Source organism: Thermodesulfobium narugense DSM 14796, from assembly GCF_000212395.1.
In the GTDB taxonomy this organism is placed as follows: Bacteria; Thermodesulfobiota; Thermodesulfobiia; order Thermodesulfobiales; family Thermodesulfobiaceae; genus Thermodesulfobium; species Thermodesulfobium narugense.
On record NC_015499.1, the window covers coordinates 1,115,884 to 1,130,329 of the forward strand.

Sequence of the window (14,446 nt, forward strand, 5' to 3'; positions counted from 1 at the left end):
TTTGCTAAGAAAATATTATAAACTTATTTAGCGATTGGAATAGATTGAATTTTGGTTATTGATTTGGTTCATTTAATGAAAATCAGATTTTCTATCCTTGTGAGGAATATCAGCAAAATCTATTGCAACGTTACTTATAGATATCCTTGAAATAATCGGATAAATAAATGTAATTACTGGCAGCAAACAATAAACTATTACAATTACGATAAATAAAGTATAAATTAAGCCAGGCAATTCAGGGACAAAATAATTTTCTGACAAACATACAATAGCAAATATTAGTATAAAAATAACAACTGGAATTGAAAAGCTTTTGGCTATTTCCCACCAATGCTCATTTGATAAAAACTTAGTTTTTTGTTGATTTTTCATTCCTATAATTTTTAATACAGCCTTATTGTCTGGATCTAAATCAATGGCTTTTTTTATCAATTCATTATACTTATCTAAGCTATCATTTTCTAGATATACTATAGCAAGTCTTACTTTTAATTTTGCCTTTTGCTCATTTGAAAGAAGAACTTTATTTTCTACTAAGCATTTTTCTATTATTTCAATTAATTCTTTATATCCTTTTTTATCTTTTTCTAAATTATTTTCAAAATTTTTTACTTTTAAAAGAGTTATATCATAAGAAATATCAGCTTTTTCTTCCTGATAGCCCTGAGAGCTCAATTCATTTTTAATGTTTTCCATATTGCCAAGAGTCTCTTCGTAATCTTCCAATTTATTTAAGTTAATTTGGCATAAGCATAACTCATATAGATAGTCTTCGAAATCATATAAAAAATAAATTAAATTTTTCCTATTTTTTGTATTTGATTTATAACTTAGATCAGGTATTTGACAAGCATTTTTTAGTATTTCTAATGCCTTATTGAAATTCTCTTCACTTCTTAAATAATCTTTTTCGTCCTCTAAAGATAGTCCCAAATTATAGTAAAAATAACTTTCAGAAATTGTTTTATATTTCATCTTCTCAATTAATCTGATAGCTTTTAGATAGTTATCCTTTAACTCTTGCTTGCTTTGATATTCTGAAAATTGCGCTTTTGTATCGAAATAGATAAGATATTTAGTTTCATTTAAAACTTTTTCATAATTAAAATATTTCTCAAAATTTTTAAGATAATTCCATGCCTCATATTTATCATCATCGCTGTAAATATAATCAACCAGATCTAATAAAGCAAAAATATTCTCTCTAACCGACAAAGATTTTTCATAGTATAACCTTTCCATATGTGAAAACTCATCGTAATAAGAGTAAACATCAGCTATTCCTTTGTAAATAAGAGCTTGCCAGATTCTATATTCTTCTGAATCAAAGTTTTGATTTTGAAATTCTGATTCTATCTGCTGAACTTTTGTAAAAATATTTGTTTTTAGTTTTATATATTCTGAAAATGGGATTTCTTTTATGCTAAATAGATTTTTAGCAATACCCAATATATAACAAAAAATATCAAGTAAAACTTTTAAACAAAAAGTAGAGATGTCTTTATCTAGTGGCTTTTCTAAAATACGATAAAATTCAGGCAAAAGACTTTTAAATTCCTTTTGATATTCGTAGTTATCGCTCTTCTTAATTTTTTCTACATAAATTTTTGGAATCAAGTTAAGAGTAAAAAGTTTAAAATTAAACTCAAGTAAATATCCTATACTTGCATCTTTAGAACTTAATTCTTTTATATATTCGAAATATTCATCGAAATCATTTAGCCAGAACAAAGACTCTAAACGGCAAAAATCTTTTAAACTTGAATCTGGCAAATCCTCACTTGATTTTAGAAAATCAGTAAAAAAGCCAAACAAAAATGCATTGTAAATTATATTTAAGCTCTTTTCTTCAGAAATTTCATTTGTCCCCATTATGAAGTCCCCTTTTCAATGATTTCTATTTCTTCTTCTTTTAAATCATATAATCGATAAACAAGATTATCTATTTCATTTTTAAGTTGAGATGTATCTGAACCACTATCTTTTTGTTTAATATTAAGAATATCTTCAACCTTTGATTCTATTTCAGAAACAATATTTTGATTTGATTTATCAATTTGTTTTATCGGAAGTTTGCCAATGTAATATTTATCAAAATGCATAGTTCTTATGGCTCTATTATAAACAAACCAGTAGTAAAACCATTCTGATAATTTAGAATTCAAGATTCCTAAAATATAACTATATGAAAAAATATTTTTAAATTCATCTTTAATATATGTATTCATTACCGTATCTAAAGTTAGATTTCCATCAAAATCAATGGTAGCCATAATAAGCACCTTATCTACAGGATTCATTATATGAGCCACAATATTTTGAGACAAAATTTTAGGTGTTTTTTCTAAAAGTTTTTTTAGTTTTGGTCTGCTCAATTCATCTTTTGAAATCGCAATAAAATCAAGGTTTCCATAAATAGAATATTTTCCAATATTTCTTCCTCTCAAGATCGGGATTCCATATTCATTAATTTTTTTCTGAAAAGGCATCCCTCTACATGTTTCAGAAATTTGTCCAAGCAATAAAGTTTTATCTTTGATTTTTTCTAAAATATTCTTCTTAGCGTTATTGATATAAATAGGTAAAATATCTAAACTTAAAGCGAAGGAGCTTTCAATTTCTCCTGTTTTTTTTATGCAATCGAACCAGCCCTCACCTGTTAAAATATTGTATTGTTTTTGTTGAAATTTTGAATAACAAATTATTACCTGTTCGAGCTTAACGTGTTCAAATGCTTTGCTAACATCAATTATTGAATTTAATCTATTTTTAATTATCAAAAATTCTCTTGTTTTCGACCAGCCATCAGAATAGGCTAAAGATTTTGGAACTATGTAAGTTACAACACCGTTACTTTTGATTATCTTAAAGCTAAATTCAATGAAAAGAGATGCTGAATTATTCTTTGAATCGCTATACTTGTATTTTGAAAGATCAATCTTAGAAACATTAACTCCATACGGCGGGTTTCCAATTACAATGTCAAAGCCATCTATTACGCCAAACATCCACTCAGGGTCAAACCAATCAGCGCTTGAGTTTTGATCAAAGATATCAAAATTAGCTATTTTTTCAGAATCTTCAATAGAAAAATTATTTCTTTTAAGTTCATCTAATAGCTGTTTTCTCAATTTTTTATATTTATCTTGAAGTCTCATCTTTGCAGTTCTTGTATGGGTTCTAAACATCCTATGTCTAAGTTTTTTTAATTCTTCCTCTATCTTTTCTATATCGTCTGTATATAAAAGATTTTGAGGCTTATTTATGCCAATAAGCGAATTTGCAGCTATAAACTTTGTTTCAAGGTTAGGCAGGGCTTTTATGCCTGAATTTGGTCTATTTTTATCTACTTTCTGATCTATTACAAGAGATATAAAAAATCTTAATTTTGATATCTGAATGGCAATGGGCTGAATATCTACTCCATATATGCAGTTTTCTATAAGATATAGCTTTCTTGCATAGTCAGGATCGGCAAAACTCTTATCAAAAGATTCGTTTAGTTCTTTTAACATTATCTCTTTTTCAGATTCATCCATATTATTAGAAATCTCTTCAGATTCGTTTACAGCCCTGTTATACACCAGGTCATACCAATATTTGTTATCAGGATCTAGCTTGCCCAAAATAAATGTAAGTCTGTGCAATATCCCCATAGGAAATGCACCAGATCCACAGGCAGGATCTAATACCTTTAGGTTAAATATAGAATCTATCAATCTATTCGTATCACTCTCGTTAAAAGGATTCCCTTCAGAAGAATACGAAAGAAGGTTTCTAAGTTTTTCAGTATTCTCATCAGATAAGCCTAAGATATTTAAAAAGTGATGAAAAAGGCTCTCTTCTACCATATAGTCCACTATCTCTCTTGGAGTATAATAGCTTCCTGTCGCCTTCCTTGCAGTAGTAGAGGTCTCAGGGTTATATGCTGCCAAAAGGTTTTCGAATACCTTTCCCAGAAGTTCAGGGTCAAGCGCTATCTCCTGATCGAACGGAGTATTTTCATCTATAGTAAAGTTGTAACTTTTCAATATGTCAAAAAGCCCTCTTGTACTCTTTTTATTGCCACCCTGTATATAATTTGAGATGTCTATTTTCACTTCTTCAGGTTGAAAGAAAAGATAATCAGGTATCTTTGCTTGTTTATCTTTATTTCTGGAAAATCCGTCCAAATATATTACCTTTTTATCTTCATTTTCTTTGTCCAGACAATCAAATAAGCCGCCATTTAAAAATGGAACAGTGCTAAATAGTTTCAGTACTTCGTCCTTACCTATAAGAAACTTGTCCGGATATCTATATAATGTTTTCACTCCGTAATCTGATCTATTTATCAAAAAACCCTCATTTTTAGTAAAATCTCTTTGAGAGGGCTCGCAATTTAGCGTTGCAAAGAATAGATTTTGCAAGATAGCGTTGTAATAGTTGTTTGAACTTTTATTTTTTAAAAAGTCTTTAACAATATTCTTTAACTCTTTTTCCGAAAAAAGAATTTCAGGCACCAAAAACTTCTCTTTTAGAAACCAGATAAATATAACCCTGGTTATTAGTCTTATTAAAGACGTAGAATTTCTTATTTCTTTGTCTTTTTCCAGATTATCAGAAAACTTGAAGTCCTCCGGAAAATAGATCTTGTCCATAGCGTTGAAATACCAAGTCTGAATCTCATCATAAAAGGCCTTTGTTACTGGCTCTACAGAAAATGCACTCTTTATCTCCTCAAACGAGCTAAAATTGCACTTTCCTATCTGATCTTTAAAGGTCTTGTTTGTAAGCTTTTTGTTCACGTAAAATGTAAATCTTTTGTAAGAGCTTAATCTACTTTTCGTTCCCGCATATTCTTTGTATATTAAAGATAATCTAAAACTGCCCTGTTCGTCATAAAAGGCAAAGATAGCGAGATCAAGGTTATGATCTTCTATAATCTGCTTGCCCAACTTATATTGTTCCTTTTTGCCAGACCTTTCGTTAAGCTCTTTGTTTACTTTTATTGAAAAGAGCCCCAATCTATTCATATCCTCAAATTCTATGCTCCCAAGATACCTTAAGTTTTTAAATCTATCATACCCTTCATAATAAAGTTCTTTCTTTTCAGGTTTAAATGAAGAATTAATTTCTAAAAGATTTATAAGCATCTCATCTGAAAAATTATTTATCAACTCATCTATAATTTGACTCACTGTTTATCCCCTCTTTTGTTTTCTATTGCAATAATTACCTCTTTATTGAGGTTTTTTAGTCTTTCTTTTTCTCTCTTTAAATAATCAACACCCATTTCTCTTTTAAGATCTAAAAGCCCTTTGCTAATATATTCTTCGTTTTTTATCCTTTCCATGTTTACCAGTCTTCTTAGTGTGTATTCTGATAAAGTCCCATACTCAACAATATCTTCAATAAGAGTATTTATAAATTCTTTGTGAGATAGCAATTTGTCATTTTTCTGGAAACTCTTTAAAAGATTATAGGCTTTAGTTTCAAGACTTTGTGAGTTATTTTTAGAACGTTTGTCAATTTTTCCTTCATAATCTCTTAGACTTATGTACTCATCCCAAAATCTGTCGCTAAGCTCTAAGCTAACATCATCTTTTTTTGATCTAATGTTATTTATTATGTCTTCTAATGACTTTACTTCTTCTGTACTGTCACTATCATAAGTTTTGTGGTTTACAAAAATTTTACCCTTTTTTATTACCACAAACATTTCGTCTTTTTTACCATATTTGGCAACCTTTACTCTGTTTGGGAAGCTATCTAATACTTCTACTATATCAGGATATTCTTTCTTTAATTCTTCAAATTCTCTAAAAACTTTGGTATAAAAGCTTTCTTTTTCTATTTCATCAGGGTTTTGTTGTATTTTCTTATAGAGATTGGAAGCAGTAGGCTCTTCATCAACGTCAAATATCTTAGAGTCTTCACCTAGCGCCTTGTGAATCATAAACATCTTATTCGACGCAATATCTCTTGATCTTACAAGATCGGATCCTTTTTGTGTCGGAAAGAAATTCGCAATATATATTTCATCAAAAACCTTTTTGGATATTCTATTGATTCTCCCCACCCTTTGAATTACCCTCACAGGATTCCAGGGTATATCGTAGTTGACTACTATCCCCGCCCTATTCAGATTAAATCCTTCAGAAACCATATCGGTGGTAAGAAGTATATCATAGTTATCCTTTTGTTCACTATACGATGCATCAAAATTCTCTATAATGTCTCTTAATTTACTTGCGCTTAAAAGACCTTCAACAACAAGAACTCTGTTATTAAAAGTTTTGTTCAAAATATCCTTTAGATATTTAACTGTGTCCAGATACTCTGTGAATATTACTGCTTTTCTTTTTGGCTCCTTGCCATTTGAAGTTTTATTTAAAACTTCCTTCAAATTATTTATCAATGTTTTTATTTTTGGATCGTCTGCTACCATATTCAATTCAGCTAACTCTTTTAAGATATTATCAAAGAGATTTAAATCGTCTTTAATGTCCTGAATAAATTTATCTTTTAATTTAAATTCTTTCAAAACATATATCTTGTCGTTTGTAGAGTGTTCTTCTTTTTCCAACCTCTTCGCGTATTTGGTCAAGTATTCTTCTATTTCATCAATATCTTTATTGTAGATTTTTTCAAGTAGATCTCTGTCCAAGATATATCTTCCTGTCTTTTCTATAAACTTCAATACATCCTCAGTAATCTTCTTAAAGTTTTTTATGCTCTGTTCAAAGGCGCCAAAGGAGCTCTCAAATCTTTTTACTAAAAGCCTTCTCATAAAATCATATAAGTTCATTTGCTGAAAATATTGAAAGTTTTCTTCCTTCGTAAAGCCTTTTTCAAGATCTTCTAACAAGATTCCTTTCTCGTACCAAAATGGTTTATATATAGCCCCCCTAAACTTGCCACCATCTTCAGGCAAGGCAAAATAGTCTTTTATAACCTTATCATAAAATTCAGATTGATCTGGAGTAAGCTCGAAAAACCACTCTTCTGGATCTCTTATATTTGAAAGCTTACCTACTTCACTGCTATAATTTGGATTTTCAGCAAGATCCAATCTATTTCTACGGATAATAATAGGCTCTATTACGTCCTTGATCTCTTTGGCTATTGAATGAACAAGAAAATCTACCTTTCTGACATCTATTCTATCTGTTCCAAATAAAATCTTGTTATAAAAAATTGCCTTATCTCTTTTTTTTGAATCAGAAGAATTAAGATATTTTTTTATATAAGAAAGCATTTCAAATTGTTTTGAAAACAAATCAAATTTCATTTCTATGTTATCTGTTAATGTAATGCTTGATTTTTTTGGTATAACAAATAACTTTAAAAGAGAAAAGATATCCGATGGTTTATTGTTAAAAGGTGTAGCAGTCAAAAGGATAACTTTTTTTCCTATACATATATTTTTTAAGAGTTCGTAATCCTTGGTATTCTGGTTTCTAAATCTATGCGCCTCATCAACTATCACTACTTCAATATCCTTTGTTCTTGAAACCACATCCAGAACGGTTTTTAGATCTCCTGATGAGTATGGCTGCCATCCTAATTTTGTCAAGCCAAAGTCTTCCAAATACTTCCACCAACCTGAACTTTTTTTCTTATCTCCTATAATACCAGGCGGTGCTATTACAATGCCCCTAAGTTTCAACATATATCCTAGAGCACATGCAATCACAGTTTTTCCCAAACCTACTACATCAGCAATTAATACCCCGTTGCTTTGCTCTATGATTCCTAAAGCCTGCTTAATAGCGTCAAGTTGATATGAATAAGGTTTATATCCATTTTCATCAAATATTTCCATCAATCTTTGATCAATATCTTTTCCTTTGAAGACATCTAAATAGCTTTTCAAAACTAGAGCATATGCCTCAAAAGGTGTAATTTTTCTTATTAGAGTCTCTTTCTCAAGGGTATTAATTAGACTATATTTATACTCATCCTTTTCACTGATCTCCACAGAAGACTCCCATAACTTATTAAAATAATCTTCTGCTTCATCAAATCCATAGTCAGAAATTTCCACGTTAAATTCTTGTTGTCTGGAAAGTCCTGAACTAGTGAGGTTGCTACTTCCTGTAATAAAAAGCCTAGATCTACCAACTTCATCCTTTAATTTAAACAAATAAAGTTTTGCGTGATTTGGCTCAAGTGTTTTTCTTATATTTAGCCTACCAGATTTTATTAAGTTTACAAAAAAATTTGACTGATTATAAAATTCTTTCGTGTCAAAAAGCTCTGTATTAATAGACTTTTTAAGCGAATATAAATATTTATCAACAATTTCTCTCTTTGAAAGATTGCCTCTATTTTGTGCGTATTCTATTAATCCAAAGTTCGATATATCTACATTTAGTCCTACAAGCACATTTAAAATTACATCTTGATTCCCTCTAATGCTTTCATATAACTCTTTTAAACCAGAAAAGTAAAAAAATCCAACAAGAAATTTTAGTTCAGCGCTATTTTTTACCAATGTCGATATTCTACTTTTTAGAGAACTCTCGCCTGAGTTTGTAATAAAATTACTCATATCCACACACCTTATTTCCGTCTTTAACCCCTAAAAATTTGAATTTAATACAATATAATATAATATTGTCTTAAAAAAGTCTAAAAATAAATCCGATTTTCTAATTAATCTTTTGAAAAAGTAAACTCAGAAGTTTATAAACTTATAAAAATAAAGCGATTTGATCTGAATTATGTTATATTGTTTTGAATTAATTAATGAAGATAACATGGTTTGGCTAAATTTTTAGAGGATGTAAAATGACTTAATTATGCACAAGACAAGTTCTTTAAATTGGTTATTAATAAGAGATTGTAATTATAATAAAATACGTTTCCATAAATTATAGTTAAGAAATAGTTTAATGCTGTCTCGCCTGAAATAGAGAGCAAACTTAAGAGCATCTCAAGTAAAAAAAATTCATATTATAAATCTTGAGACAGATTTAATTTTTTATATCTTAATCTCTCTAATCGGTTCTGGGAGTGGTTTTGAAAAAAGGAATCCTTGAGCAAGCTTAGCTCCATGACCCTTTACATACTCCAGTTCTTCATAGGTTTCAACGCCTTCTGCAAGAACTACAATATTATTTTTTTGAGCAATATTTACAAGTGCTTCAAATATTGATTGCTTTAAACTGTCATTATGGATATTTCTTATGATTTCAATGTCTATTTTAATAATATCAGTTCCAAGTTGAACCAATGTTGAAAGGTTTGCACTACCACTGCCCAAATCATCAAGGGCTGTTTTAAAGCCTTTCTCTCTATAGAAATCAAGTATAGACTTTAAATGTTTTAAATCTTCTACCTTATAAGCTTCTACTACTTCAAAAACTATTGAAGAAGGATTAAAATCAAATTGTTGAGCCCAATATAAGGTTGTTTGCAGACATGTTTGAGGAACGTATATTGAAGTAGGAACAAAGTTAATAAATAAATCGCAATTAATGTTTTTAACCGCAGCAGTCTTTATAGCATTTTCTCTGCACAATCTATCAAGAAAGAACAAAAGATCATTTTCTATTGCAAGTTTAAAAAGTAGATTTGGCGGCATAAGACTTCCGTCAGCCTTAACGCCTCTTGTTAAGCATTCATAAGCCTTTATTTGCATATTATTTAGTTCCAGAATAGGCTGAAAGTATGTAGTTAATGATTTGTTTTCAAATATATTTATAAAATCTGAGTTGTTTAATAGAAAAAGCCATTTTTTAAGAGTTTTAGTGTTTGACAAAGCAGCAAATTTTAAAGCTTCGCCTTTTTTTAGAAATAAAACATGAATACCTTCTTGTTCAATATCTGAATACGGTTGTGTAGAAAAAATCTCTAAAAACTGTCTAAAATTTTTCGTTTCAATTATTAAAGTTTCACCATCTTTTATTGGTTCTAAACCCATTTTACTAAGAGTATTATAAAGTTTATTTTGTAATAGATCCACATCACAGTGAAACATAACTGTTCCTTCTTCATTACTTATAACAGGCAAACTAGCGCATCTTTTACATTTCCAGTCTAGTTCATTGTCCACTTTAATTCTCCTAAAGAATAATAATCATTTTTAAAGCTGTATTATACTAAAGATTATTATCAATGTCAAAAAACTGCTCTAAATTAATAATTTTAAATTAATAACAATTACTAACAGCAAGAAAAATTTTGTGTTTTTTTAAAAAAATATATACTAAAATTATTTATAAATATATTCAAAAGTCAAAGGCATATCGTTATTTAAACCCTTTGAAAAGAGAAGTTGATGCACATCAAGACCCGATGTTCTGAAAGCGTTTGCACAACCTTTCAGATAAAACCCCCAACGACGAGCAAATTGTCTTCCAAATTTTTCCTCAATCTCTTTAGTGTGAGAAGAAAAATTTTCATACCATTTATCTAATGTCAAAGCATAGTTCATTCTCAGACTTTCAAGATGCATAAGGTGAAAATCATATTTAGGTAAAATACTAATCAATTCCTTTAATTCTGGGATATAACCACCTGGAAATATATACTTCTTTAGCCATGCGCTAAAAGAATCTTCTTCAGAAACTTCGGGTAAATTTATTGTATGCAATAGGGATAGACCCTTATTAACAAGAAGTTTATTAACTTTATCAAAATACTTCTCTAAATTTTCTTTTCCAACATGCTCAAACATTCCCACGCTGACTATCTTATCAAATTGCAATTGATTTTCATCAAGATCAAGATAGTTCATCAGTCTCACTTGTACTCTATCTTCAAGCCCCAATCTTTTTATAAGGTCTTTAGTAGCTTTAAATTGCTCTTCGCTTAATGTTATTCCCATAGATTTTACGCCGTAATCCTGCGCAGCCTTTACTATTAGAAGCCCCCAGCCACTTCCTATATCAAGAAGTCTTTCGTCTTTTTTTAAATTTAATTTTTTTAGGGTATGATTTATCTTCTCTATTTGTGCATCGCGCAAACTCATATTTGGATCTTTGAAATAGGCACACGAATAAGTCATCGTATCGTCCAACCACAAAGAGAAAAAGTCATTGCCAAGATCATAGTGGGATTGAACTTCCTTTTTTTGTCTTTCTTTCCTGACATTCATCAAAAATTCAGCTATACACAATAAAATTTGTTTTTTTATGGCTTTAAAATTATCAATTTCTTTACTAAAACCAAATACACTGCATATTTCCTCAGGGTTTCCTTCAATATCCAGAATTTCTTCAAAATTTTCTTCTATTATTTTTCTTAAGTTTTGTTCTTTTATGAATAAATCTGATGGATTTTTCTTGAAGTTTATGGTGAATTTACAATCACCTACACCGTAATCTGAAGTCTCTTTGTCCCAATAAACTACCCTGAATCCTTTCGAACCTATTGTCTTAAAATATAATTCATATTCAGTCCTATTCATAATAAAATAGCCTCCATATGGTGGACCTGAGGGGATTCGAACCCCTGACCTCCTCAATGCCATTGAGGCGCGCTCCCAACTGCGCCACAGGCCCACTGCATTTATTATAAAGGACTTAGAGTTTTTTTGCAACCTTCCGAATTGCTTCATCAAAAATCTAAACGAAATACAATCGTTGCCTCAAATAAAAAATCTAAATGAAAATAATAAGCCTCTTAGAATAGTAGTTACTATAACTCTGGAGGCTAGAAATGGGGTTAACGATGAAGGAAAGAAAATCAGTGGTGAGTGAAATTGCAAAAAGATATAAAAAAGCAAGCAAGAAACAAAAAGGCATAATTTTAGATGAGTTAATAGCTTTGACTGGATACAATCGTAGTTATGCATCTTTTCTTTTAAGCAGTCATGAGAAGATAGTAAGGATGAATAACAGAGTTTTAAAAGTAGATTTAACGATGAAGAAAAAGAAAAAGAAAAGCAAATATTATGATGATGATGTAAAAAAGGCGTTAATTAAGGTATGGGACGTTTTAGATTGTCCATGTGGCAAAAAGGTTAAAACCTGTTCTTCCTGAAATAATATATAAACTTAAAGAGTTTAAAGAAATACAAATTGAAAGGGATGTAGAAGAAAAAACTCTTTAAGATAAGCGCATCTACTATAGACAGAATACTTTCAGAATACAAAAGAATGAATAAACCAAAGGGAAAGACATATACAAAACCAGGCAGCCTTCTTAAAAGTCAGATTCCTATAAGGACATTTTCAGAATGGGACGAAAGTATACCTGGATATTTAGAAATAGACCTTGTAGGTCATGAAGGAGGAGATCTAAGAGGAGAATTTATCCAAACTCTGACTGCAGTTGACATTTGCACCGGTTGGATAGAAATAGATGCTTTAAGAAATAAAGCTCAAAGGTGGGTTTTTGAATCAATAGATGAAATAAAGAAACGCTTGCCTTTTAAACTCTTTGGAATTGATTCTGATAATGGAGCAGAGTTTATAAATCATCAACCTCATCGCTATTGTGTTGAAAATAATATAACGTTCACAAGGTCAAGAAAATATAGAAAAAACGATAATTGCTATGTTGAACAGAAAAACTACTCTGTAGTAAGAAAATATGTTGGTTATTTTAGATATGATAGAGAAGTTGAGCTAATAACTTTAAAAAGGCTTTATGAAAGCCTAAGGCTATATATAAACTTTTTTCAGCCTGTAATGAAACAAATCTCAAAAGAAAGAATTGGAAGTAAAGTTACAAAAAAATACGATAAAGCAAGAACTCCTTATCAAAGAATATTAGAAAATCCTGGTGTAGAAAAAATAGATAAAGAAAAGACTAATAGAACAGTATACAAAATTAAATCCAGCTGAACTTCAAAGAGAAATAGTAAAACTTCAAAAAAAATTACTAGAAGATATATCCATAAAGGAAGAAGTAAGAAACTCTATTAAAAAAATTAGCAAAAACAAAGATAAAATATGTTATGGTTATGTTTAGAATTTTAAGTGAGGCAACGAATACAACTTCCTTTAGGTTTTTAAATGAGGCAACACGCCTTAAGGGTGTTAACTGTTAACGGACAGTGTAAAATATTAGAATTAGAATATACTTGACTTTAATAATTTAAATAAACTAATTTGCTGAAAAAGTAGTAAATGACTTAATATTAAAAATTTAGAGAGCACTAAAATTATGAGTTTTTTGATAAATTTAATGAAATCAAAAAAAGGCAGGAGGTAAAAAAGGAGGTAAAAAATGAACAATTCATATATTGAAGAACAAAAAAAAGAATATATACGTCCTGTAACCCTTCTAAATAAAGAAAAATTCTATTTAGACCTGACAAATTTAAGATATACCATATCAGAACGAATAATAGATTTTAATACTACAGAAAATGATACAAATACTTCTTCGTTAAAATCTATACAAATACTTAACGCTTTTTTACAAGAATCTATACAGCTACTAATAAATTCAATTGTGTTATTTGAGCAAGGATACTTTGATTGTGCTTATTATTCTCTTAGGTCAGCTATTGAGTTGTCTACAACTATAATATTTTTAGTAGATATACCAGATAAAGAAAGGAAAAAATTTTTTGATAAGTGGAAAAAAGAAGAAAGATTCCCTATGTTAAGCTACATAAAAAAAGATTTGTTGAAAAACGATAATGTTTTTAAAGATATGTCAGATAAAATGGCCAACTTTTTTGAAAAAATTAAAAAGTTGCATCTGAAGTTAAATAAATGTGTACATAAACAAAGTTTCAAGTATTTTTATGTATCAAGAAATCAACCTATCAATTTACATAAATCTCAAGATATTTTTATAAAGAACTTCGAAGACCATCTGAAAAAGTGTATAGGCGTTGTGGCGGTTATGCGATTAGCAATAGATCCACTTCCTGTTTTACTGAAGGATGAAGAAATATTATATCGTTGCTTTGTTTCAATGACCATACCCTATAGCGACAAATTCATAGACGAATATATTGGGCAGAGTGTAATCGACGATTATAAAAAAACAAACATCTATCAAGAGAATTATAATTACTTTATTACCAAAGAAAAAAACAAAGCTGTATTTGATGTATTATACAGTAGTTATATTGATTCTCACAAAATAGATGAAATTATGGCTCAATCACACTTACTGTCAAAAGATGCTATCATTTGTATCTCAATAGTAAAGGCATGTAATAATAAGATTCTAAGATTAGGCTCATTATTTAATTATTTTACTGATAAATATAAATTCAAAAAGAAATCAATGTGGCCTCCTCTTCCTTTTGAAATCCTTAAGAAATTTAACAATACAACCAAAAAAACTAATATTAACATGAAATATAACAATAGATATATCTCAACCTTTTTATTTAATAATGAATATTATTATGTTGAGCACAATAGAAAACTTACTGATAATAATTTAATCAATATTAACAAAACTCTAACAGAAACTTTACATAAAATAAGCCTATCAAGCGATTCATAATTAATAATATTATTAATATTATAATCAAACATAAATT

At 29.3% G+C, this 14,446-nt stretch carries 8 protein-coding genes and 1 tRNA gene; 3 read left to right on the top strand and 6 right to left on the bottom strand.

Translation table 11 applies throughout. The annotated features are described in order from the left end of the window. Nucleotides 1-72: 72 nt before the first annotated feature. From THENA_RS05615 to THENA_RS05640, 6 genes are all read right to left on the bottom strand, one after another. Nucleotides 73-1,875, bottom strand: coding sequence for a hypothetical protein (locus THENA_RS05615; RefSeq protein ID WP_013756445.1), 1,803 nt, complete (start codon nucleotides 1,873-1,875; stop codon nucleotides 73-75). Further along, entirely contained in the window at nucleotides 1,875-5,183 is a 3,309-nt protein-coding gene (locus THENA_RS05620; protein ID WP_013756446.1) for an Eco57I restriction-modification methylase domain-containing protein, read from the bottom strand. Before THENA_RS05620 ends, THENA_RS05615 begins: the two co-directional genes overlap by 1 nt. After that, nucleotides 5,180-8,539 carry a helicase-related protein gene (locus THENA_RS05625; protein WP_013756447.1) on the bottom strand — a complete coding sequence of 1,120 codons (3,360 nt, stop codon included), beginning with the start codon at nucleotides 8,537-8,539 and terminating at the stop codon, nucleotides 5,180-5,182. Before THENA_RS05625 ends, THENA_RS05620 begins: the two co-directional genes overlap by 4 nt. A 432-nt stretch (nucleotides 8,540-8,971) precedes the next feature. Then, a complete protein-coding gene (locus tag THENA_RS05630) occupies nucleotides 8,972-10,045 on the bottom strand; it encodes an EAL domain-containing protein (RefSeq protein ID WP_013756448.1) in 1,074 nt (357 codons plus the stop codon). 159 nt (nucleotides 10,046-10,204) lie between these two features. Then, nucleotides 10,205-11,401 carry an SAM-dependent methyltransferase gene (locus THENA_RS05635; protein WP_013756449.1) on the bottom strand — a complete coding sequence of 399 codons (1,197 nt, stop codon included), beginning with the start codon at nucleotides 11,399-11,401 and terminating at the stop codon, nucleotides 10,205-10,207. 18 nt (nucleotides 11,402-11,419) lie between these two features. Then, a tRNA-Ala gene (locus THENA_RS05640) sits at nucleotides 11,420-11,495 on the bottom strand. A 157-nt stretch (nucleotides 11,496-11,652) separates the two neighbouring features. Here THENA_RS05640 and THENA_RS10100 point away from each other — a divergent pair. From THENA_RS10100 to THENA_RS05655, 3 genes are all read left to right on the top strand, one after another. Then, complete coding sequence (locus tag THENA_RS10100) at nucleotides 11,653-11,976, top strand: hypothetical protein (protein ID WP_041437950.1); 324 nt, start codon at nucleotides 11,653-11,655, stop codon at nucleotides 11,974-11,976. A 116-nt stretch (nucleotides 11,977-12,092) separates the two neighbouring features. Continuing rightward, nucleotides 12,093-12,782 carry an integrase catalytic domain-containing protein gene (locus THENA_RS10105; protein WP_083816150.1) on the top strand — a complete coding sequence of 230 codons (690 nt, stop codon included), beginning with the start codon at nucleotides 12,093-12,095 and terminating at the stop codon, nucleotides 12,780-12,782. A 385-nt stretch (nucleotides 12,783-13,167) separates the two neighbouring features. Beyond that, a complete protein-coding gene (locus THENA_RS05655; RefSeq protein WP_013756450.1) occupies nucleotides 13,168-14,409 on the top strand; it encodes a hypothetical protein in 1,242 nt (413 codons plus the stop codon). Nucleotides 14,410-14,446: the final 37 nt, after the last annotated feature.